20 protein-coding genes, 1 tRNA gene and 1 riboswitch are annotated in these 20964 nt (G+C 60.5%); of the genes, 12 read left to right on the forward strand and 9 right to left on the reverse strand.

Annotated elements, in window-relative coordinates:
• Positions 1 to 3 precede the first annotated feature (3 nt).
• A riboswitch (cobalamin riboswitch) is annotated at positions 4 to 223 on the reverse strand.
• A gap of 480 nt (positions 224 to 703) precedes the next feature.
• A tRNA-Asn gene (locus tag BUA94_RS07580) sits at positions 704 to 779 on the forward strand.
• A 781-nt stretch (positions 780 to 1560) separates the two neighbouring features.
• Here the strand turns inward: BUA94_RS07580 and BUA94_RS07585 are convergent.
• The 5 genes from BUA94_RS07585 to BUA94_RS07605 all read right to left on the reverse strand — a co-directional run bounded on the left by BUA94_RS07585 (position 1561) and on the right by BUA94_RS07605 (position 6935).
• Positions 1561 to 2565, reverse strand: coding sequence for a helix-turn-helix domain-containing protein (locus BUA94_RS07585; RefSeq protein ID WP_073011397.1), 1005 nt, complete (start codon positions 2563 to 2565; stop codon positions 1561 to 1563).
• Positions 2566 to 2985: 420 nt separating this feature from the next.
• Positions 2986 to 3774, reverse strand: a complete 789-nt coding sequence (locus tag BUA94_RS07590; RefSeq protein WP_073011400.1) for a heme ABC transporter ATP-binding protein — start codon at positions 3772 to 3774, stop codon at positions 2986 to 2988.
• 14 nt (positions 3775 to 3788) lie between these two features.
• On the reverse strand, positions 3789 to 4922 hold the full coding sequence (locus BUA94_RS07595; protein ID WP_408011939.1) for a FecCD family ABC transporter permease: 1134 nt from the start codon (positions 4920 to 4922) through the stop codon (positions 3789 to 3791).
• 14 nt (positions 4923 to 4936) lie between these two features.
• A complete protein-coding gene (locus BUA94_RS07600) occupies positions 4937 to 5815 on the reverse strand; it encodes a heme/hemin ABC transporter substrate-binding protein (protein ID WP_073011403.1) in 879 nt (292 codons plus the stop codon).
• A gap of 1 nt (position 5816) precedes the next feature.
• Positions 5817 to 6935: a hemin-degrading factor gene (locus BUA94_RS07605; protein WP_084081858.1), complete on the reverse strand. Its 1119-nt coding sequence runs from the start codon at positions 6933 to 6935 to the stop codon at positions 5817 to 5819.
• A gap of 423 nt (positions 6936 to 7358) precedes the next feature.
• On the opposite strand from BUA94_RS07605, the gene BUA94_RS07610 reads away from it, so the two are divergent.
• The 9 genes from BUA94_RS07610 (at position 7359) to BUA94_RS07650 (ending at position 15359) form a co-directional block, all read left to right on the forward strand.
• Positions 7359 to 7820, forward strand: coding sequence for a hypothetical protein (locus BUA94_RS07610; RefSeq protein ID WP_073011406.1), 462 nt, complete (start codon positions 7359 to 7361; stop codon positions 7818 to 7820).
• Between the two features lie 68 nt (positions 7821 to 7888).
• On the forward strand, positions 7889 to 8629 hold the full coding sequence (locus tag BUA94_RS07615; protein WP_073011409.1) for a MotA/TolQ/ExbB proton channel family protein: 741 nt from the start codon (positions 7889 to 7891) through the stop codon (positions 8627 to 8629).
• On the forward strand, positions 8619 to 9002 hold the full coding sequence (locus tag BUA94_RS07620; protein ID WP_073011412.1) for an ExbD/TolR family protein: 384 nt from the start codon (positions 8619 to 8621) through the stop codon (positions 9000 to 9002). Before BUA94_RS07615 ends, BUA94_RS07620 begins: the two co-directional genes overlap by 11 nt.
• A gap of 83 nt (positions 9003 to 9085) precedes the next feature.
• Positions 9086 to 9520: an ExbD/TolR family protein gene (locus BUA94_RS07625; RefSeq protein ID WP_073011416.1), complete on the forward strand. Its 435-nt coding sequence runs from the start codon at positions 9086 to 9088 to the stop codon at positions 9518 to 9520.
• The gene (locus BUA94_RS07630; protein ID WP_073011421.1) at positions 9517 to 10533 is read left to right on the forward strand and encodes a TonB family protein; all 1017 of its coding nucleotides are present in this window, start codon (positions 9517 to 9519) and stop codon (positions 10531 to 10533) included. The genes BUA94_RS07625 and BUA94_RS07630 overlap by 4 nt, the downstream gene beginning before the upstream one ends.
• 497 nt (positions 10534 to 11030) lie before the next feature.
• A complete protein-coding gene (locus BUA94_RS07635) occupies positions 11031 to 11714 on the forward strand; it encodes a hypothetical protein (RefSeq protein WP_208980022.1) in 684 nt (227 codons plus the stop codon).
• A gap of 209 nt (positions 11715 to 11923) precedes the next feature.
• Entirely contained in the window at positions 11924 to 13219 is a 1296-nt protein-coding gene (locus BUA94_RS07640; protein WP_073013725.1) for an NAD(P)/FAD-dependent oxidoreductase, read from the forward strand.
• Positions 13216 to 14064 carry a DUF1365 domain-containing protein gene (locus BUA94_RS07645; RefSeq protein ID WP_073011424.1) on the forward strand — a complete coding sequence of 283 codons (849 nt, stop codon included), beginning with the start codon at positions 13216 to 13218 and terminating at the stop codon, positions 14062 to 14064. The genes BUA94_RS07640 and BUA94_RS07645 overlap by 4 nt, the downstream gene beginning before the upstream one ends.
• Before the next feature lie 65 nt (positions 14065 to 14129).
• The gene (locus tag BUA94_RS07650) at positions 14130 to 15359 is read left to right on the forward strand and encodes an SAM-dependent methyltransferase (RefSeq protein ID WP_073011427.1); all 1230 of its coding nucleotides are present in this window, start codon (positions 14130 to 14132) and stop codon (positions 15357 to 15359) included.
• Positions 15360 to 15440: 81 nt separating this feature from the next.
• On the opposite strand, the gene BUA94_RS07655 is transcribed toward BUA94_RS07650, so the two are convergent.
• The 4 genes from BUA94_RS07655 to BUA94_RS07670 form a co-directional block, all read right to left on the reverse strand.
• A complete protein-coding gene (locus BUA94_RS07655) occupies positions 15441 to 15968 on the reverse strand; it encodes a YcnI family copper-binding membrane protein (protein WP_073011430.1) in 528 nt (175 codons plus the stop codon).
• A gap of 89 nt (positions 15969 to 16057) precedes the next feature.
• Positions 16058 to 16462, reverse strand: a complete 405-nt coding sequence (locus BUA94_RS07660) for a hypothetical protein (RefSeq protein ID WP_073011433.1) — start codon at positions 16460 to 16462, stop codon at positions 16058 to 16060.
• Positions 16463 to 16561: 99 nt separating this feature from the next.
• On the reverse strand, positions 16562 to 17374 hold the full coding sequence (locus BUA94_RS07665; protein WP_073011436.1) for an SDR family NAD(P)-dependent oxidoreductase: 813 nt from the start codon (positions 17372 to 17374) through the stop codon (positions 16562 to 16564).
• An 86-nt stretch (positions 17375 to 17460) separates the two neighbouring features.
• The gene (locus BUA94_RS07670; protein WP_073011440.1) at positions 17461 to 18105 is read right to left on the reverse strand and encodes a ChrR family anti-sigma-E factor; all 645 of its coding nucleotides are present in this window, start codon (positions 18103 to 18105) and stop codon (positions 17461 to 17463) included.
• Between the two features lie 298 nt (positions 18106 to 18403).
• Between BUA94_RS07670 and BUA94_RS07675 the strand changes: the two genes are divergently transcribed.
• Together BUA94_RS07675 and cls are read left to right on the forward strand one after the other, a co-directional pair.
• Positions 18404 to 19438 (forward strand): cysteine synthase A, encoded by a 1035-nt coding sequence (locus BUA94_RS07675; protein WP_073013726.1) that lies wholly within the window; start codon positions 18404 to 18406, stop codon positions 19436 to 19438.
• 23 nt (positions 19439 to 19461) lie between these two features.
• Positions 19462 to 20961, forward strand: a complete 1500-nt coding sequence (cls, locus tag BUA94_RS07680; protein WP_084081859.1) for a cardiolipin synthase — start codon at positions 19462 to 19464, stop codon at positions 20959 to 20961.
• The last annotated feature ends 3 nt before the right edge of the window (positions 20962 to 20964 follow it).

Here is a 20964-nt window from a genome sequence, read left to right on the forward strand (position 1 = left end):
GGATTGAAACAAGGCGTCAGGCCGGTCTCCTGGCTTGCGGCTCTACCGGTTCCCTGCCCCTTCCCGGCGGATTTCCGCCAGTGGGTTCTCTTGCAGGGCCCCTTGCCGCTCACAGTTGCGGGGGCAGCCGCGGCATTGGAGAAGATCTCCGCACCGCATTCCCGTTTCATCCCTTGAAACCGGCAAGCGCCAGCACTTGGGAACCATGACCCTTTCTGTCTATCGTCATCCGGCCCTCCCGGCAAGGAGATCTGAGGAGCGAAACCACAGGGCAAACGCCCGCCCCATTCCGAGCCCGTCCATTTTTTTGCGCGCCCCTTTTTGCGCGCCCCGATTTTGTGTTCGCCTCCAACAACACAAGCCAGGACGCCCTACCCGCATCTCACCTGCCCGTGTTTCAGCGCATCAGGCTCACGCCCCTCCGGCCATTCCGGCAGAATGGGAATGTGAGCTGCATCCGCCTGCGCCATCGCTCTCAAGCATCCAAAAAGCAGAAAACCGGCTGGATTCCGGGAGGAATTCAGGAAATACAATCTCAAAAACAACAGCTAGAAGATTGAAAACACGAAAGTTTTCCACACCCTCCCCAGGCTTTTCGACATTTCAATGAAAATATCTGACCTGAGGGGTTGGCAAACCGGCAAAGCGTTTGATATACGCATCTCCATCGACGGGGCGGACACGAGCCGCACCGACACGGTGATCCCTGATAGCTCAGTTGGTAGAGCGTTCGACTGTTAATCGAATGGTCGCAGGTTCGAGTCCTGCTCAGGGAGCCATCCGCTCTTTTACCCCGACATAACTGCTTGAACGGCTGCAGCACCACTGCAAAGATTTGCGCATGCTTTTGCGCTCAGATGCTGGGGAACAAACTTCCCTTCCCGCCGTGCGCATACATAGTTGTCCAGCTTCATTCCACCCGCCTCCAAGCCTCTCAGAATCTCCATGGCAAGCGGCGGACTTCTGCTTTTTCTACCGTCTTTTCAACCCTGCATTAATCATCGGCGAAGAGCTTTTATATTCCCTACGTGTTTTTACTTGAACGACTCACGCGCTCCAATCTAACGTAGCGTCATAAATGAGATGCCGGATTCACGCAGAAGCACGGACCTCGTCTCTGCGGGAAAACCGGCCTGAAATTGACTGCTGCAGCCCATAGGGTCTGCCATTTTGTCCGGTCATGTGGCCCCATCGCAAAAGACCGGGCAAACACATATAAACGCTTGAGTTGTCCGGTTTTACCGTCAACTGCATGCGCTCGATTGAACCGCAAAACTTAGGTTGCCGGGCTTGGTCCGTGTTTGCTTTCACGTTTTAGCTGGTGAACACGCTGACACAGTGAAATCCCATCACACTGCTTTCAGCCTCACTGCTGAAGGATTGATGCCGTCTGCCCAAGGTTTCATGACTGCCACCGGGTCCTGACCATTCAGATATTCCCGATGGATTGTGGAGATCACAGCGGCAGTATCCGCCTCCAACCCCCAACTCGCTGGCAGCCGACGCAAGTATTGCGCGGCCTGAAAACCAGGCACGCCAAACCGGCCAGATCAAGCAGCATCAGCGAGCGCGGCGGACCGCCTTGGGCGAGGTGCCGAACCAGGTCTTGGCCGCTCTGGAGAAACTGCTCATGTCCGAATAGCCGAGCAGATAGGCGACTTCCCCCACCTGCATGTCATGTTCCGTCAGATATTGCTTGGCGAGAGACCGGCGGACCCCGTCGAGAACCTTGCGGAAATTCGTCCCATCCTGTTCGAACTGGCGCTGCAATGTGCGCCGGGACATGCCCATCTTGGCAGCCACCTTGTCCAGGGACACATCCCCGTCCCTCAGGGAGCTGGCAATCGTCTGAACCACCCGCTCGGAAAGAGATTCCGGCGCCGTCGAGGCGGTCATCTGGTTGAGCGCGAATTTCTCCATCAAGGCATTGAGAATGGGGTCGCTTGGCACGGGCTTTTCCGGAAGCAAACCGGCCGGAATGAGGATCCTGTTGCGTGTCTGGCCGAAGCGTACCTTCGGTCCAAAGACGTCCTCGTAGGTTTCGCGGTTGCGGGGGGCCGCGAACCGGAATTCGGCGGTGATGCCGTCTGCCTTGCCCCCAAGCATGTAGTGGATCCGATGGCTCATCGCCGCCATGTTGAGACTGAGATATTGCCTGTGCTCGGTCTCCGGGTCCGGAAACTCCCAGGACATGCTGCCCCAGCCATTTGACACCTCGAAATTCATCTCGATGTGGCTCGACGCAAGCCGCTGGAACCTCGTCCAGTTTTCCAGCGCCCTTTGCAGGCTGCGGGCGGTCAGTGCGACATAGTCGTAGATCTCGGCAGATCCAATGGGAAGCTGCGCACCATATCGGGCACAGACAGCATCGTCACCAGTCCTGAGGGCGATCAGTTCGTAGATCGAAATGAGATGGTTCAACGGCACCATCATCTCGGATGGCATGGTGGGCAGATCCGGATTGACTCCCGTCTCCCGGGCAATGGCAGGCCAGTCCAGCCCGCATTCCTTGCAAACGAAACGCGCTGTCTTGAATGTACGAGCCGCAATCGTTCCCTTCAGCATCCTGAACCGGTCCCTCACCCGTCATTAGCCAATTTTGAAGCTTGTCGTTGCCAATGGCGCAATCGACAGACTTGCAGGTCAATCTTCCGTTCGCGTGCCTATCCGGACTATATCAAAGCCTGCGCACCTTCCCCTGTTCGCTCCTGCAGCATGACAACAGCAAGACCGTCCGGTCAGGACAACGCAGCATCAAGATACCCTCTTGCCGCGAAGCCTATCCAAGGCCCGCCCCCCTGTCAAAACGACTGGAGCGTGTATTCGCAGATGCAAAAACACCTTTCGTTTCCGGGCCATCCGTCAAGTGGCAGTGCCTCTCTCTGAGCATCACACCTAATAATCGAAACTACTTCGATCATTTATGACAGAACGCAGGGTCTGCAAGTCCGCGCTACAGATTTTAGTGGAGCGGGAGACTGGACCTCAGGCCCTTGCACCGTGAGGAAGAATGAAGGGCTTGTGACCGGAGGGAACCGTTCCGACCGAAAGATCGCACTCGTAAAGATCCCGGATCAGAGCGGTGGTCAGTGTCTCGTCTGGAGCGCCGGTGGCAACAAGACGGCCGTTCTTGAGCGCCAGGACCTGATCGGCATACATGGCCGTCAGGTTCAGATCATGCAGCACAGCGACGACGCCGCCGCCCGCTTCCGCATAGGCCCTTGCCACGTCCATGACTTGCAGCTGATGCCGGATGTCGAGGCTTGAGACCGGCTCGTCGAGAAACAGCCAGCGGGGAGCCCCATCCACCTTGGGCTCGAAGATCTGGCAGAGCACACGGGCGAGCTGAACCCGCTGCTGCTCTCCTCCGGAAAGATCATGATAGGGACGGCCCTCGAAGCCTGACAGATCTACCGAGGCAAGAGCGCGCGCAATCAACTCGCCTTCACTCAAGGCTCCGGCATGACTGCGCTGGGTCGCCCCAAGCCGCACCACTTCGCGCACGGTAAGCGGAAAACTGCAGGTGCTGTGCTGCGGCAAGACACCGCGGTGCCGCGCCAGCATCTGCTGGGGCATATCCCGGATTTCCTGCCCGTTGAGGCATGCTCGTCCCAGATAGGGCAGATCCCCGGTCAGCCCGCGCAGCAGAGTGCTTTTTCCGGACCCGTTCGGGCCGATGATGGCGGTGATTTCACCCGCCCTTGCTTCGAACAGGACGCCGGACACAATGGCGCGTCTGCCGATATGCACCTGAAGTGCGCTTGCACTCAGCATTCCCTTTGATCCGTTCATTGCGTGTTGAGCCCCTTGCGGCCAAGAAGCACCCAGAGGAAGAAGGGGGCACCGGCAAGTGCGGTCAGAATGCCGATGGGCAGTTCCGCCGGTGCCACCATGATGCGGCTCGCCGTATCGGCCAGAACCAGCATCGAGCCTCCGAGCAAGGCAGAAGCTGGAAGCAGATACCGGTTGTCGGGACCGATCACCAGGCGCAGCAGATGAGGCACGACAATGCCGACAAAGCCGATGCCACCACTGACCGCGACCGAGGCACCCGTTGCAGCGGAGACCGTCACGATCGCCATTCGCTTCAGCCTCTGGACATTGATGCCCATGTGACCGGCGACGGCCTCTCCCATGAAGAGGCCGTTGAGCCCCTTGCCAAGCAGCGGCATTGCAACAAGAACAAGACCGATGACCGGCCCGGCCGAGAGGACCTTGTCCCAGTTGGCGCCCGCCAAAGATCCGAGGCCCCAGAAATTCAGATCCCTGAGCTGCTGGTCATCTGCGATGAAAACGAGAAGACCAATGCAGGCCCCTGAAAGCGCGGCGATGGCGATGCCTGCCAGCAACATGGTGGCAATCGAGGTCTGACCGGACCGCGTGCCTATCCTGTAAAGCAGCGTTGTGACAGCCAGGGCCCCGAAGAAAGCCGCAATCGGCAGCATGTAGAACCCGGCGGCCGCAGCCAGTGAGGCAGGCAGCAGGCCACCGAGCACGATGACAAAGGCAGCTCCGAGCCCCGCTCCGGAGGAAACTCCGATAATGCCGGGATCAGCCAGGGGATTGCGAAAAAGCCCCTGCATGACCGCGCCGGAAACCGCAAGCCCGGCACCGACCAGTGCTCCGAGGACAACGCGGGGAAGCCGGATCGAATGGAGGATGATGTCATCGCGCATGGAGATATCGCCCGTTCCGAACCAGGCGGAAAACAGCGTTGCCGGCCCGACATCGCTTGCCCCGGCGGTCAGGCTGAAGACCATGACGGCAGCAAGAAGCAAAGCCAGAAGGCAGATGACCAGCCGTGCGATGCCGCTCCGGTCTCCGTCTTCCACCTGCCGCCAGCGGAAAAACGGCCTGCCGGATTTTGCTCCAGGTGCCTTGGTCGGTGTCTCGGAAGACGTCATGGTCTCCAGAGCTTGCATCATCTCACATCCTCTCAGGAGCCCGACTTGGCAAGTTCACTGGCAAGCTCGCGCACTGCATCTGCTGTCCGCGGGCCAAAGCCCAGCAGATAGAGGCCTTCCATGCGGATCATGCGCTTGTTCTTGCCTGCGGGTGTCTGCTGCAGGGCGGGAGAAGCCAGAACTTCTTCCGCGCTGGCTGCGTGATTGCCTGCGCGGTCCATCATCAGAATGACGTCCGGTGCCGCCGAAATCACGGATTCATCGGTCAGGAGCTTGTATCCGGAATAGCCCTCGACGGCGTTGACCGCGCCGGCAAGCTTGAGAATGCCCGCAGCAGCCGTATCACTTCCGGATGCCATGATCCGCCCGCCCTGGGTGGACAGGATGAACATGACGCGGACGCCCTTGCCCTTGGTACGGCCCTCTTCCTGTGCCTCCGTCAGATCGGCCGACAGCTTCGCCTGAAGGGCAGCAGCCTCTTTCTCCAGTCCAAGCGCGAGCCCGACCACCTCGACCTTCTTCAGGATGCCTTCGGCACTGTAGTCTTCCGGCACTTCGACCAAAGGCAGCCCGGTCGACTTCAGAACAGACAAGGTTTCAGGCGGTCCGCTGCCTTCCAGAAGAAGAATGCCATCCGGATCGACCGACAGGACACCTTCGGGAGACAGGGCACGCATGTAGCCTGCATCCGGCAGGGCCGTGGCTTCTGCCGGATAAAGACTGGTGCTGTCCCGGGCAACCAGCCTGTCCTGACCGCCCAGGGCGTAGACGATCTCCGTGACCGAGCCGCCGATGGAGACGATCTTTCGCGACTGCGCGAGTTCCTCGGCCTTGAGGGAGCCAGCCCCCATCGCCAGCAAAGCCAATGCCGGTACGGCAAGTGTGTTCAGGAGGGAAAAGGTCCGACCCATGTCACGCTACCTCCACGGACCGGATACGCGGCAGGTTCTCGACCAGCTCGCGCCAATCATCACGTTCCGCTTGCCCCTCGGTCCGCACACCGAAGAACTGTACGATGAGCTGACCGGCCGCATCATAGGCCTCGATGGAGGTAACGTGGCCATGATCGGCGCCCTTGCGGACAGCCCAGACTTCAGTGATGTGGTCCTGGCGCAGATGCATATGGAAGGTCGGATCCATGATGTTGATCCACGGTCCCATTTCCTTGATTTCATGAACGGCGCCATGGTGGATCTGAATGCATCCGCGGCTGCCGATGAAGCACATGATTGGAATCTGTTCCTGAGCCGCCAGCTTGAGCATGGCTGCGACCGTGCCGCCCTCAAGCTCCCAGGCCAGTTCCTCACCGGCCAGATGCAATGCGTTGAGACGATCCATTTCCAGTTCGCGCAGCATGCCGAAGAACTGATGCGGATCGTTGATGGCCTTCCAGCGCTCGCGCAACTCACGCTCCTTGGTGAGATCAGCAGTCGGACGCACGTGAGCCGGAGCCGACGCAAGGCGTTCGGACAGCCCCTCGGGCTGGTCTGCGGATTTGAGGCTGGCAACCAGCTTGGCCCAGGCTTCCATGTCAGTTGCCGCGCGCGCGTGGATCTTCATCACCGCATCGCCGTATTTATCAAAGAACTGCAGGGAGTGACGCACGGACGTGCCATCGGCCTTCTCTACGGCAAAACCATAGACAAAGTGCGAGGGGAAAATCCGCTGATCGATCTGCTCGCCCAGGACCAGGGCCGCCTGGCGACCCGGCAGGAACTTCTCGAAAGGGCCGATCTTTTCATGCACGGCGCTTTCATTGCGCACCAGCGACATGACTTCACCAACCGTCTTCAGGCCGTTGAAGATGTCTTCGAAACGGATATCCAGGCGCGTGACCGGACCCGATCCGCCGGCAGCCAGAAACTCGGCTTCGGAAATACCAAGCCGCTGGGCAAGGTCACGCTCGCGCAGCTTCGGGTTTTCTGCCCGGGCAAGCCGCACCCTTGCTCCATCCACAGGTGCACCAGCTTCAAAGGGGGTAAGCAGAGCGTTTTCCGTTGAGCCCTGTTCAGTGTGAGGTCTGATGTTCATGTCGTATCCGTTTGCTGTGAGCGCTGCAGCTCGCCGCCGGGAAGAATCAGGCTTAGTCGGCTGCTTCATCTGAAAGGAGGGCGCGGATATCAAAGATTCGCCGCGCTTCAGGCCGGAGAGACTGCTGTCTCACCGCCACTAAAACTGCACGGCTGGCACCTGAAACCGGCCCTTCACAGGGGCCATGAGAGGGTCCCGTTCGAAAAGCCCGCGGGGAAGCGGCTCTCGGCAAGGACTTCAGGCAAGCTCGCTATGATCTGCCGGTTTCAGCCACAAATGGCGCCTTTGCAGATCGTGCAATCCATCATTTACTTGACTCTATAGGTCATGTTTTGTAGCCACTGCAATACATGAGTTGAATTTTCACCTTTTCCGGCTCCTCCTCTCTCCGCCGGACAAGGCACGACATTTAAGGACCTGAACATGCCTGCAGCCCTCTTCCGCTCCGGCGCCCTCACCGGTTTGACCGCTGCGAGCCTCGCGCTGAGCCTTTCGATGGGATCTGCGATGGCGGAAGGTAATGCAGCCAAGCCGCTTGCGCTGGAACTGAACAAGGCAACGGACACCCAGACCGGATGTCTCCTGACCTTCGTCGGCAAAAACGAGACCGGCCTGCCGCTGTCCTCAGTCGCTTATGAACTGGTCCTGTTCGACAAGGATGGATTGGTCGAGCGCATGTCCGCCTTCGATTTCGGCTCCATGCCGGACGGCAAGACCTTCGTGCGCCAGTTCGAACTGAAGGGCTCCAAGTGCCCTGGCCTCAGCCAGATCCTGGTCAATGGCGCAGCCCGCTGCGAGCAAGCCGATCCGGTTCAAGGCGCAGAGAATACCTGTGTCAGCGCTCTGGCCCCGACCAGCCGCACCGACATCGCCTTCATCAAGTAACGCACAATCCTATTCCGTGAGCCGCCCCGGGCGGCCCGCCCCAGACACCCAACGAAAGATCTGACATCATGGACGTGTCCAGCCTGCTTCAGCCCATCCTCGGCATTCTGGAAACCGGTGGCCCGGTCGTCATGCTGATCGGCGGATTGTCGGTCATTGCCCTCGCTCTGGTTCTGGTCAAGTTCCTGCAGTTCAGCCGTGAAGGCGTCGGCCGCGCGGGCCGCGCCCGCTCTGCGGTCGCCCTTTGGCGCTCCGGCCAGCAGCGCGAAGCGCTCGAACGCCTCTCCTCCTCGCGCTCGGCCACTTCCGAAGCTGTCTTCACCGCGATGCAGCTCACCGTTCAAGGACATGACCGCAGCGAAATCGAACAGGAAATCACCCGCAAGGCCATGGCACGGCTGCATCAGCAGCAGTGGGGCCTGAAGGCTCTGGATGCTATCGCACAGATTGCTCCGCTTCTGGGTCTCTTCGGCACGGTTCTCGGCATGATCGAAGCCTTCCAGGCTCTGCAGGCCGCAGGCAACTCGGTTGATCCGTCCATGCTTGCAGGCGGTATCTGGGTCGCTCTTCTGACGACGGCTGCCGGCCTTGCCGTTGCCATGCCGGTGTCATTGATCCTGACATTCCTGGAAAGCCGCATCGACCATGAGCGCGTTGCCATCGAGACACTGACCGCAGGCATTCTGCTGGCCCACGTAAGCGGTGACCGCAAGTCCTCCGGCGCAGGCCGTGTCGCGACTGAAGCCGCTCATGCCTCCACCGGCCCGCGCGCCGTTCCCCTGAACGGGGCAGCAGCTCATGCACATTAACATGCCCCGCGCCCGGGCGCGGAAGCTGTCGCTCACGTCCCTGATTGACGTGATCTTTCTCCTGCTGCTGTTCTTCATGCTGACGTCGACCTTCACCCGTTTCGGGGAAATCGACATTGCCGCTCCGGGCGGTCAGTCCACCGGCAGCGGAAAAGGTCCGGATGCCATTCTGGCCGTAGACGAAAACGGCCTGCTCCTGAACGGCAGGCCCGTTCAGGCAGAAGAGCTCGGTGCAGCTCTGGCAGAGCTTCAGGAAAAGGGCGCCAAGTCGGTTCTCCTGATCCCGCGTGGCACCTCGACCGCCCAGGACCTCGTCACAGCCCTCGAGCAGGTTCGCCGCATCGAAGGCCTCACGGTGACTGTCGCCCGATAAGGTGACCCCGAGGAGCTTCCGGCCTTTCAACGGACCGGAAGCCCGGCACCGCCCCGACATAACACGAGTATGCGTACCGGCTTATGAAAAAGCTCCCGCTTGCCCCGATCCAGCGCCAGAGTGAGAACACCCTCTCCCTGATCAACATCGTCTTCCTGATGCTGATCTTCTTTCTCGTCGCCGGTCAGCTTGCCCCTCCGCTCGACAAGTCGGTCACCATGATCGACAGCGAAGATGCGCCCCCTGTTCCCCCGCCCCATGCCCTCGTCGTGCGGGCGGACGGCAGCCTTCACTACATGGGCGAGCCAATCACCGTGGAAGAGTTCCTGCTCCGCCGTCCTGAGACGACCGCGGCCGCCGTCAGCGCTGTATCGGAAGACGGCGTGGCAGCCCCGAACGAAGCCCTGCGGATCATCGCCGACAAGGACACGCAGGCCGTAACGCTGCTGGATGTGGTGGCTGACCTGCAAAAGGCCGGTGCCGGACGCATGACGATCGTCACTGCGAGGTCGAAATGACCACGGACGTGCTCGAGCCCCCGCGCCTTTCGGGTCTTGCCCTCGCCATCGCCCTTTCGGTTGTGGCCCATGGCGGCTTTGCCATGTGGTATTTCGCCAAGGCCCCTGATGAGGTGCTGATCGCAGGCGGCGCAGCAAGCCAGGCCGTCACGCTCGGCGAGGCCTTTGACGACATGCTCGTCGAAGGCACGGAAATGCCGGAACTTCAGCCTGAAACCATGATGGAAGAAGTCGCCGAGCCGGTGAAGCCGCTCGAACAGACACCTGTCGAGGATGTGATCAAGCCCGCGGAAACGGCGCAGCTGACGGCAAGGGCCGTGAACAGCACCATCGAAGGCAGCTTTGTGGAGTCTGAAGAACCCCGCGAGTTGCCATTGGAGCCGCTGGCTGCCGTTCAACCCGAGACGATCCAGCCCCAGGAAATTCAACCCGCGGAACAGCCCCCGCTTGAGACGGTTCAACCGGAGCCTGAAAAGCCTCTGGAAACAGCGATGGAACTGCCGGTCGAACAACCGGTTGAACCAGTCCCTCTGCCGACCGCACGCCCTGAAACGCCACCGGAAGTCCAGAAGCCCGTAAAGCAGAAGACCCAGACCGCACAGGCGCAAAAGAAGGAAACCAAGAAGCGGGCTGAGAAGTCCGGTGCCCAGTCAGGCGCGGGCGGTCAGAGCAACGCCAACGCGCAAAAGGGTGGGGCCAAGACCATCGGATCCGGCGCTGAAGGCAATGCGGCCGTCTCCAACTATCCGGGCAAGGTCGCCCGTGCCCTTCGCCGCGCCCTGCGCTATCCCTCTGCCGCCAAACGCAAGCGGATCACGGGCGATGTCTACGTCAGCTTCACCGTGACCCAGTCCGGCCAGTTGTCGAGGGTCTCGGTGATCCGCAGTTCAGGCTCGGACATTCTGGACGCCGCGGCGCTGGAAACCGTGCGCCGTGCAGCCCCCTTCCCGCCGATCCCCGCGGAAGCAGGACGCAGTTCCTGGCCATTCCGTCTGCCGGTTTCCTTCAACTAGGGGCGGTAGACACCGTTTCGGGACAAGAGATTTGATCCGCCGCAGCCTCTGCGGCGGATTTTTTGTATGCCTCGCGAAAATGTGACGGAGCCTCCCCGCACCTGAAAGCCCTATCCGCAGGGTTCCCAAGGGGAGGAAAAGAACAGCCTAAGAAATTTATTTTTGCACCTGTCCGGGGCGAAATTCTCTTTCCAAAACAAATCCGGGCGCCTTAAAGCGTTAACAATTCCCGCTGTCCTGGCCGCCTGATTTTACAGTTTGAAAAGTTCACAGACTCGTGAAGTCACTGGAAAAACCGGCAGACGTCACCCAATTTGTTAACAAATAGTTAAAAATAAGTCCCGCTTTCTTGCGGTCTTTTTGACCATTTGAGAGAATTGTGGTGCAAAAATGGCAAGAACATGACCTAGGCGGATGGATGCGGCGATCCAAAAATGAGGGAACCAGACCGGCACCATCGCGTTAATGTTCATGAATATCCCAAACGGGAGGTCGTCATGGAACAGCTATGGACACAGAACACCCGCACTGACACAGCACCCCGCAGCAAGGCTCTGCCGGCAGCCCTTCGCGCTGGCGTGGCTGGAGTGCTCATCGCCGCAACCTGCCTCGGCACCGCTCCGGCAATGGCCTTCAACAAGGCCGCTCTGGATCATGGTCCTCAGGAGACAGTGGTTCTGGATGAGGACAATCTTGCCGTGACGGTGTCTGCAGCCGCAGACGGTCAGGCAGATCCGCTCGACAGCGAAATGACCATCTGGGTCGGAGAAGTTCAGATCCAGGGACGCAACACGGTCTGGGTCGAGCTGATCGACAGCTATGGCGAGGTTGTCTACGAGAGCGAAGTCGGCACCAACGAGACCCATCTGCTGCCGGACGGCCGCGCTGTTGTCGTTCGAGACCTCCACTCGGACACCAACGTTGCGAAGCTGGACACTTCCCGCGTCATTTCAGATACGCCGATGCTGGTGACCCGCCGCGTGGTTGAATCTCCTGACACCTCCGCCTCGGTCGAGTTCGTGGAAGCCGCCCCTGCCCCCAAGCAGGAAAAGCCATCACAGATGCTCAGCCTTGCCGCCGTCGGTCAGGTGATCTGGGCGAACGTCGTGGCCTTCTTCGATGCTGCTGCGTCCCGCATCCAGGTCGCCTGGAACTGGATCAAGGACACGCTGCCTGCGTGATCTGCAGTTCCACGGGCAGATGAACCATGCTGACCCTCCCTGACAGCCAAAATCGGCCGGGCCCTGTGCCTGGCCGATTTTTTTAATGGATTCCGCAACTTATTTTGCAGCTGCCCTGATCCATCCTCTTTTCTCCCCCGTAAGCTGACAACAAGACCAAAAGGGTGCGCCGCCTTGGATCGGCCACAAGAACAAGAAGGATGCTGCCAATGCGGATAGCCGTCATCGGCTCCGGGATTTCGGGGAACAGCGCAGCCTGGGCACTGAGCGCAAACCATCAGGTCGTTCTTTATGAAAAGCGCTTGCGGCCAGGAGGTCACAGCGCCACGGTCGACATCGACTATGACGGCGTACCGATCTCCGTCGATACGGGCTTCATCGTCTATAACGAGCTGAACTATCCCAACTTCACCGCCCTGCTCTCCCATCTGGGCGTCGAGACGGAAGCCAGCGACATGAGCTTTGCCCTGTCGCGCGACGAAGGCCGGCTGGAATGGTCGGGCCAGAACCTCAACACGGTGTTTGCACGGCGCTCCAACCTGCTGTCTCCGCGGTTCCTGCGCATGCTTCGCGAGATCTTCCGGTTCAACAAGGCATGTGCGGTCGATCTGGCCGCTGGACGTCTCGCCGGGATCAGCCTTGGCAATTACCTGGCCCGCAACGGCTACTCGGACTATTTCGTTCAGAACTACCTTCTGCCTATGGGCGCGGCCATCTGGTCCACCCCGATCGAGGAAATGCGCTCCTACCCGGCAGAGAGCTTTGTCTCGTTCTTCGAAAACCACCGCCTGATCAACTTCGACCGGCCGATCTGGCGCACGGTGTCCGGTGGCAGCCGCAACTATGTGCGCAAGCTCCTTGCGCCGCTCGAAGGCCAGATCCGCTATGGCGCCATGGTCACCGGCATCCGCCGGGAAGCCGGGAAGGTGCATGTGTCTGACAGTCTCGGCGGAACCGACACGTTCGACCAGGTCATTCTGGCAGGTCACACGGATCAGAACCTCGCCATGCTGGAGGACGCCTCACTGCGCGAGCGCGCTATTTTGAGCGCGATCCGCTACCGCCCGAACAATGTCTACCTGCACCGCGATCTTTCCCTGATGCCGAAGCGCCGCAGGGCATGGGCGTCCTGGAACTACATGGCCTGGTCCGACGGCGAGGCAACGCGGGATGTGACCGTCAGCTACTGGATGAACAAGCTGCAGAACATCGACAACAGCCGTCCACTGATCGTGACCCTGAACCCGCCGGAACCGCCGCGCGAAGATCTGACCTTCGCCCACTTCGTCTATGACCATCCGCAGTTCGATGCCGGTGCCCTCGCCGCCCAGCGCCAGCTGGACAGCATCCAGGGTGTCAACAACACATGGTTCTGCGGTGCCTGGGCCGGTTATGGATTCCATGAGGATGGATTGAAGTCGGGCCTGAGCGTTGCCGGGCGTCTCGGGGCGGTTCTGCCCTGGGAGACCGATCTTGCCAACCCGGTTCTGGAAGCTGCCGAATGACACGCGCCGCACAACCAGCCAGCATGAGTGACAACGGCCCGCCCCCCGGTGCTGCGCTGACGCTCTATGCCGGTCCGGTGATGCATGCGCGGATGAAGCCGGAGGAACACCGGTTCACCTATGACGTCTTCAGCATTCTGATCGACCTGGATCACCTGGAGGCAGCAGACCGGATGACCCCGCTCTTCTCTGTCGGCCGGTTCAACCTGTCCAGTTTTCATGCGCGGGACCACGGCCCGAGGGATGGCTCAAGCTTGCGGGCTCACGCGGACAGGCTTCTGGAAGCAGAAGGCGTCGAGCGGCCGGCCCGGGTGCTGCTCCTCTGCTATCCACGCATCCTCGGCTACGTGTTCAATCCTCTGGCCGTCTACTATGCCTATGATGCTGCTGGCGCCCTGACCGGCGTGATCTACGAGGTCCGCAACACATTCGGCGGCATCCATCACTACGTGCTGGGCGTCAAGGACGGAGAGTTGAGCGAAGCGGGGCTGCGCCAGCAGCAAGACAAGCTCTTCTATGTTTCGCCCTTTGTCAGCATGGAGCAGACCTATCGCTTCCGGCTGCTTCCTCCTGGCGAAGCTGTCCGGATCCGCATTCTGGAGAGTGACAAGGAAGGTCCGCTCCTGTCAGCCACCTTCAACGGCACGGCCAGACCCTTCACCTCAGCTTCCCTCCTGAAGCTCTGTGCGAAGATCCCCTTCCTGCCCCTCAAGGTGATGGCCGGCATCCATTGGGAGGCCTTTAAAATCTGGCGCAAAGGTGTACGATTTCACCCACGACCCGCAAATGGCTCCTCCGGAAAGACTGCTCCGGACGAGACCCGCGGATCGCTGAAAGCTGGTTGAAGTCATTCATCTGACCCTGATCGCGAGAACTGGTCGAATGACCGATATGGAGGCTGACGCGACCCATGACTGATGCACTTGTCATTACCCGCCAGAACGCCCGCGCCGCCATGGCCGGACTGCCGCGACTCACCAAACTTGGGTTCCAGATTCTGCTTCGCCTGCGCTACGGCAAGCTGAAAGTAACCACGCCCGATGGGCGGGCCTTTGTCTTCGAGGGTCAGGAGCCCGGCCCTTCCGCAGAACTCAATGTCCACGACTGGCGGTTCCCGAAAATGGTCATCCAGGGAGGCGACGTCGGGGTCGGTGAGGCCTTCATGGCCGGATACTGGTCCTCTCCGGACATCACCACATTCCTGGAGCTGTTCTGCATCAACCGGGATGCGACCGTCGATGCCCTGAACGGGCGTCCGATCGTCCGCCTGCTCCTGTCCTTGCGCCACTGGCTGAATGCCAACACGCGAAAAGGGTCCCGCCGCAACATCTCGGCCCATTATGATCTCGGCAATGCCTTCTACCGGGAATGGCTCGATCCGACGATGACCTATTCCTCGGCGATCTTTGACGAGAGCACCCAGGATCTGGAAACCGCCCAGCGCCTGAAATATGCCTCCCTCGCCCGGGAAGCCGACATCCGTCCCGGCCATGAGGTGCTGGAGATCGGCTGCGGCTGGGGCGGCTTTGCGGAATTCGCCGGCAAGGAAATCGGTGCCAATGTTCGGGCACTGACCATCTCAAGGGAACAGTTCGACTTCGCCAGCGAAAGAATCTTCAAAGCGGGGCTCAACGAGCGGGTCAAGGTCGTCTTCCAGGACTACCGGGACGAACGGGGCACCTTCGACCGGATCGCCTCGATCGAAATGTTCGAGGCGGTTGGCGAGCGTTACTGGCCGACCTATTTCCAGCAGCTTTCGGACTGTCTGAGACCCGGCGGCAAGGCCGGTCTTCAGATCATCACCATTCAGGACCGCATGTTCGACGACTACCGCCGGACACCGGACTTCATCCAGCGGCATATCTTCCCGGGTGGCATGCTTCCGCCTCCTGGCAAACTGGAGGAAATCGGCAAACGGCTCGGTCTCGATCTCGCCAACCAGAGGATCTTCGGGCAGGACTATGCCCGCACCCTCGCCGAATGGCGCGTCCGCTTCCGCGAAGCCTGGCCGCGCATCAGCCCCCTCGGCTTCGACGAGCGTTTCAAGCGGCTCTGGGAGTTCTACCTGCACTATTGCGAAGCAGGCTTCCGCTCCGGCAACATCGACGTGCGCCAGATGGTCTATGTGAAGCAGGCTTGAAACCTGCACAAAGCATGGTCGTGAAATACTCAAGGGGAGCGCCTGAAGCGCTCCCCTTTCGTCATTTTGGGCCAGTAAAGCTCAGTGATGTTGATGCACTTCTGGCGCGATAACCTTCACGCCCGGCGCCGGGTCCTCAAGATCATGCGGATCCTGACCGTCTGCCGGAATATTCACCCAGCGCGCTGTGCCGGTGGCGCATTCCTGCACAGCGGGAATGTAGACCATCTGATCCACCGGAAGCTTATCTGTGAACTGGCCCCGGAAGGTGAACTCGTCATAAAAGGCGTCGGGAAGCTCCCCGGTCCAGATAATCTCCTTCACGCCACGGGTCACCTTCTTGCCGTGGGCTTCATAGGTGTTGGCATAGTCGCCCGTCACCACGTCCAGCGTCCAGCCTGCCTTGGGCATGGGCTTGACCGAGATGATGCCCTCCGGGATCTGGATGCGCACCTTCAGGGTCGGTTCCGAGCCGCAGCCATGCGGCACCCGCAAGACGATTTTCGCGGTGCTGCCCTGCTCCACGGTCTTTGCCTCGTAGGTCGCATGGGCAAAGGCGGAAACAGTAGACAAACCAAGGGCGGCAAGTGCGATTGCAAACGATTTCATGATGTTCAGTCCATTGGCTGGGCGGATTCAGACCGCCCCTGTGTCGGGAGAATGCGCGGCCGCAGTCCGGATGACCCGCTGCGGCATGGTCAGACAGGCACTCTCACCGGCGGCGCCCGTGGCTGATGCCGTCCGGCTCGGGCAACCGGGCGCCACTGATCAAAGAGCGGATCAGGGAAGATCTCACGGACAGAAGACCGGAATTCGGGAAGAACGGGAGCGGATGCAAGCACCAGTGTCTTGCAGAGCACACAGGCCGGACACTCCCTGCCAAGGCCAGAGGGCCTGTCACCTTGCCCATCTGCTCCAGCTTCGGAATGCTCACAGATGAGCGGCAACGTGCCGTCGGGAAGAGCATAGGCAGACAGGTCATTCCGGGAGGACTGGCTCAGGGAGACCCAGCCACCGGAATGCGCCCCAAGCAACAGCAGCACGGAAAGCGCCAGGACGGCGCTTAGAAACTTGCTGGAACTCGTGCGGACTGCATTGCTCATGAACCAAGAGCTAGCAGCCTCTTCATGTAACGGACAATCCGTCCAAGACCCTCATTCTGCTGGGAGTTTGTTCCGCATCAAATTCCGCTCTAGAAAGTCTCAGAGCGGCTTCTTCGACCAGCCGGTCGCCTTGGCGACCAGACGGAAATAGAGACCATAGGGCAGCAGCCGCAGCAGCTTGAGCTGGGTGACAAAGCCGCGCGGGAAATAGATCTCGAACTGATCGGGCCGCTGCAGGCCGGTGGCAATTTCCTCCGCCGCCCGGTCAACGGTGATGATGTCCGGCATCGGAAACGGGTTACCGGCGGTGGCAGGCGTGTCGACAAAGCCCGGGCAGATCACCTGGATAGCGATCCCGGCCCGGTCAAGATCGAACTTCAGCGCCTCGGCCATGTTGATCAACCCGGCCTTCGTTGCCCCATAGGCTGCGGAGGTCGGCAATCCCGCATATCCGGCACTGGAAGACACGATGGCGATCTGCCCCTTGCGGCGGGCCTTCATCACCTCGATGGCGGGCAGAACCACATTCACGGTTCCCATCAGATTGACATTGATGGTCGTGCGCCACTCGTCTTCGTTTCCAGCAAGACCATCCTGCGGCAGATAGACACCGGCATTGGCAACCAGCACGGCCAGCGGCGCGACACGTGTCTCGATCATGCGCAGAAGCGCCTTCATGGCGGCGGCATCGGTGATATCGCCGGGAAAGCTGATGATCTGCCCGGGCAGCCCTTCCGCCTCTTCCTCCAGCCGCGCCAGCTTGTCGCCAGAGCGCGCGGTGACCGCAACGCGCCACCCGTCCCGGGCAAGGGTTAGCGCAAGAGCCCTGCCAATGCCGGAACTGGCACCGGTGATCCAGACACATCCATCTTCCGGCTTGGCTTTGGTGAGCGATATACGGGCTGATGCCATGACGGCTCCTTTCGCGGCAGGTCCTGAACCTACGTGCGAAACCTATTGCCGGATCAGCCTTTTTCCAGAGGCTTGGGGGCGAAACCCTAGCGCATGAAGGGAGCGAAGAACCGGCCGATGGGCCCGGTCAGACGCAAGCTGCCGTCGGTGACGGCAAAGCAGATGCAATCCTCATCGTCATCGGCGATGGGTTTGTGGTCCAATTCATCATTGGCAAAGGCGATGTCACCGCGGACGAAATGTCCTTCCGCGTCCTTGAAGCCACCCTTCAGGACCAGCGTCAGTTCCGTGCCTTCGTGGGTATGGGCCGGCATGGCCCGCCCTGCGCGCACCCACAGGAGCGACGCTGCGCAGCCGTCAATCTCACCGAACTTGCATTCCTTCACTCCGGGAAGAAGCGTCTTCCACGGCAAGGCATCAAGCGGCTTGCTGATGATTTCCCGCAGACTGTCCGGAAGCACCGGATCGCCCGCCTGCTGCTCTGCCACAGAGGTCTGGTCCAGATCATCGAGCGCGAAAATATCGGCCAGGGCCCGCTCCCGGTTGCTGACAGCCACAGGAACGGTCTCTTCAAGTGCCAGACCGGCAAGGTCTTCGAGGCCGGAAACGTAAGGACGATTGCGGTCCGACAGCTCCAGATGCGCCCCCACAAGGGCCCGCGCAGGCGCTGCCAGCGTCCCGGCCGCAAAGCCGGCCAGCAATTCATCAAGTCCCGAGACGTTCTTTTCCATGCAATTGCTCATAGCACTCCCGAAAGGCGGAAATAGCAAACCTGTTCCACCTTACGGAGCCACGCGGGATTTAGATCACACCATTCCCGAATTTTACGAGTTTGGTCACCTGTTGCTAGGGCGCAATGTAGAACAGGCAAGGCCCGGATTTCAACCAATTCGCAGCAACAAGCCGTGCCAAAAGCTTGATCCGGCTTGCAAGGACCATTAGCGTCCCCACCTAATCCGAACACGATCTATGCCCGGAACCGGACTGCTCCCTGCAGACACCGGACCTGACCTGGAAAGCATTTTTGACATGACCGCCGTCTCTTCCGTTGTCGATGCCATCGGCAACACGCCCCTGATCCGCCTCAACGCCCTCTCCGAGGAAACCGGCTGCGAAATCTTCGGCAAGGCCGAGTTCATGAATCCGGGACAGTCGGTCAAGGACCGCCCTGCCCGCCAGATGATTCTGGAAGCGGAAGCCCGCGGCGATCTGAAGCCGGGCGGCCTGATCGTGGAAGGTACGGCCGGAAACACCGGCATCGGTCTGGCCCTGGTGGCCAGCGCCCGCGGCTACCGCACCGTGATCGTCATCCCGGAAACCCAGACCCAGGAAAAGAAGGACATGCTGCGCATGTGCGGCGCCGAACTTCTTGAAGTTCCGGCAAAGCCCTTTTCCGACCCGAACAACTACCAGCATGTTGCCCGCCGCCTCGCCGAGGAACTGGCCAAGACCGAGCCGAACGGCGTGCTCTTTGCCGACCAGTGGAACAACCTAGACAACCGCAAGGCCCATTACCTGACCACCGGTCCGGAAATCCTGGAACAGACCGGCGGCAAGGTTGACGGTTTCATCTGCGCAGTGGGTTCCGGCGGCACGCTGGCCGGTGTCTCCACCTTCCTGCGGGACAACAAGCCGGGCATCAAGATCGGCTGCGCAGACCCGCTGGGCGCGGGCATGTACCACCTCTTCAAGGATGGAGAAGCCAAGGCCACCGACGGCAGCTCCATTGCGGAAGGCATTGGCCTTGGCCGCTCCACGCCGATCGTCGGCGACATCACCGTCGACTTCCCCTATGCGATCCCGGATGAAGAAGCCCTGCCGCTGGTCTTTGATCTGGCCGAGCATGAAGGCCTGCTTCTGGGCGGCTCTTCGGCCATCAACCTGGCCGGTGCACGGCGCATGGCCAAGGACATGGGACCGGGCCACACCATCGTGACCATCCTGTGCGACCATGGCACCCGCAGCCAGTCCAAGCTCTACAATCCGCAGTTCCTGAAGTCCAAGAACCTGCCGGTTCCAGGCTGGCTGGAGCGGGAAGTGACCCTGAAAGCCCCTTTCCTCTGAGACCTGAAACCTGAGGACCCGCCATGGCAGCTTCCGGCGACGCCGCTCTCATCGTTGACGCCGCCACGGACGTGAAGACGGGCTTTTTCCTGCTCGACACGGTCCTCAACAACCTGGGCATCCTTGCCGCCGCCGCAACGGTTCTCTATGCGGCGGCGATCATCTGCGCGATCCGCGAGATCATGAGCAGCCGGACGGCACAGGGCTCCATCGCCTGGCTTCTGTCCCTGTTCTATCTGCCGCTTTTCACCGTGCCGCTCTATCTGGTCTTCGCCTGGCGGTCCTTCTCGGACTATTCCAAGGTCCAAAAGCGGCTTGGCCGGCGCGAAAGAGCCCGCCGGGCAAACGAGCTCAAGTTGTCCGATGTGGAAGGCTCGGCTCATTGGCCAGTGCTGACCAGTATAGCAGGCACCCCCTTCCTTGCGGGAAATCAGACCGAACTCCTGATCGATGGCACGGCGACCTTCAATTCGATCCTCGACGGCATCGCAAAGGCCGAGCACAGCATCCTGATCCAGTTCTTCATCGTACGGGATGACGAGATCGGCAATCAGGTCGCCGATGCCCTCATCGAACGGGCGAAAGCCGGTGTCTCGGTCTATTTCCTTTACGACGACATCGGCAGCAATTCCCTGCCCTGGAGCTATCTGGAACGGCTGACCGCCGCCGGCATCATGGTCAGCGGGTTCAACGAGCAGCATAAATATCTGCGCATGCTCGGCCCAATGCGGCTGAACTATCGCAATCACCGCAAGGTGGTGGTCACCGACTTCCAGCACACCTGGATCGGCGGACACAATCTGGCGGACGAATATCTCGGCCGCTCCAAGCGTTTCGGCCATTGGCGCGACACCCATGTAAAGGTGTCCGGACCTGCCGCTGTCGCCGCCGCCATCAGCTTCAGCGAAGACTGGCAGTGGGCCAATGGCACGGAGATCTCGCTCGAGGGCATCACCTCCATTCCCCAGCCGGGTGACGAATCCGTTCTGGTCATGCCCACCGGTCCTGCAGACAATCTTGAAAACTGCGCCATCGCTTTTGCCGAGGCGGCCTCCCGGGCCAAGGAGCGGCTCTGGATCGTCACGCCCTATTTCGTCCCCGGCTCAGACATTCAGACCGCCCTCTACGCGGCGGCCATGCGCGGCGTGGATGTGCGTATTCTCCTGCCGGAAAAGGCGGATCACACGATGGTCTGGCTCGCCAGCCACGCCCATGCGGACGAGATGGTCTCTCGCGGGATCAAGGTCTACCGCTATCAGAAGGGCTTCCTGCACCAGAAGGTGGTTCTGGTCGATGATCAGCTTACCTCGGTCGGAACCGTCAACTTCGACAACCGCTCCTTCCGCATCAATTTCGAAGTGACCCTGTGGTTCACCCATGAGCGGATGATCTCCAAGGTCACCGAGATGCTGGAGCGGGACTTTGCCGATGCCCGCCAAACAGAGGCCGACGATCTGGAACATCGCAGCTACGCCTTCCGCGTTGCCGCGCAAGGCGCAAGGCTGATGTCTCCGATCCTCTAGACC

The sequence above is a fragment of the Roseibium suaedae genome, assembly GCF_900142725.1.
GTDB lineage: Bacteria > Pseudomonadota > Alphaproteobacteria > Rhizobiales > Stappiaceae > Roseibium > Roseibium suaedae.

Excerpts from the sequence above, each read along its gene's own strand:
- BUA94_RS07665 (WP_073011436.1), bottom strand. The coding sequence starts at position 17,374 with ATGGCATCAGCCCGTATATCGCTCACCAAAGCCAAGCCGGAAGATGGA.
- BUA94_RS07600 (WP_073011403.1), bottom strand. The coding sequence starts at position 5,815 with ATGGGTCGGACCTTTTCCCTCCTGAACACACTTGCCGTACCGGCATTG.
- BUA94_RS07605 (WP_084081858.1), bottom strand. The coding sequence starts at position 6,935 with ATGAACATCAGACCTCACACTGAACAGGGCTCAACGGAAAACGCTCTG.
- BUA94_RS07630 (WP_073011421.1), top strand. The coding sequence starts at position 9,517 with ATGACCACGGACGTGCTCGAGCCCCCGCGCCTTTCGGGTCTTGCCCTC.
- BUA94_RS07640 (WP_073013725.1), top strand. The coding sequence starts at position 11,924 with ATGCGGATAGCCGTCATCGGCTCCGGGATTTCGGGGAACAGCGCAGCC.
- BUA94_RS07620 (WP_073011412.1), top strand. The coding sequence starts at position 8,619 with ATGCACATTAACATGCCCCGCGCCCGGGCGCGGAAGCTGTCGCTCACG.
- BUA94_RS07670 (WP_073011440.1), bottom strand. The coding sequence starts at position 18,105 with ATGGAAAAGAACGTCTCGGGACTTGATGAATTGCTGGCCGGCTTTGCG.
- BUA94_RS07660 (WP_073011433.1), bottom strand. The coding sequence starts at position 16,462 with ATGAGCAATGCAGTCCGCACGAGTTCCAGCAAGTTTCTAAGCGCCGTC.
- BUA94_RS07595 (WP_408011939.1), bottom strand. The coding sequence starts at position 4,922 with ATGCAAGCTCTGGAGACCATGACGTCTTCCGAGACACCGACCAAGGCA.
- BUA94_RS07675 (WP_073013726.1), top strand. The coding sequence starts at position 18,404 with ATGACCGCCGTCTCTTCCGTTGTCGATGCCATCGGCAACACGCCCCTG.
- BUA94_RS07655 (WP_073011430.1), bottom strand. The coding sequence starts at position 15,968 with ATGAAATCGTTTGCAATCGCACTTGCCGCCCTTGGTTTGTCTACTGTT.
- BUA94_RS07610 (WP_073011406.1), top strand. The coding sequence starts at position 7,359 with ATGCCTGCAGCCCTCTTCCGCTCCGGCGCCCTCACCGGTTTGACCGCT.
- BUA94_RS07645 (WP_073011424.1), top strand. The coding sequence starts at position 13,216 with ATGACACGCGCCGCACAACCAGCCAGCATGAGTGACAACGGCCCGCCC.
- BUA94_RS07625 (WP_073011416.1), top strand. The coding sequence starts at position 9,086 with ATGAAAAAGCTCCCGCTTGCCCCGATCCAGCGCCAGAGTGAGAACACC.
- BUA94_RS07635 (WP_208980022.1), top strand. The coding sequence starts at position 11,031 with ATGGAACAGCTATGGACACAGAACACCCGCACTGACACAGCACCCCGC.
- BUA94_RS07590 (WP_073011400.1), bottom strand. The coding sequence starts at position 3,774 with ATGCTGAGTGCAAGCGCACTTCAGGTGCATATCGGCAGACGCGCCATT.
- BUA94_RS07615 (WP_073011409.1), top strand. The coding sequence starts at position 7,889 with ATGGACGTGTCCAGCCTGCTTCAGCCCATCCTCGGCATTCTGGAAACC.
- BUA94_RS07650 (WP_073011427.1), top strand. The coding sequence starts at position 14,130 with ATGACTGATGCACTTGTCATTACCCGCCAGAACGCCCGCGCCGCCATG.
- cls (WP_084081859.1), top strand. The coding sequence starts at position 19,462 with ATGGCAGCTTCCGGCGACGCCGCTCTCATCGTTGACGCCGCCACGGAC.
- BUA94_RS07585 (WP_073011397.1), bottom strand. The coding sequence starts at position 2,565 with ATGCTGAAGGGAACGATTGCGGCTCGTACATTCAAGACAGCGCGTTTC.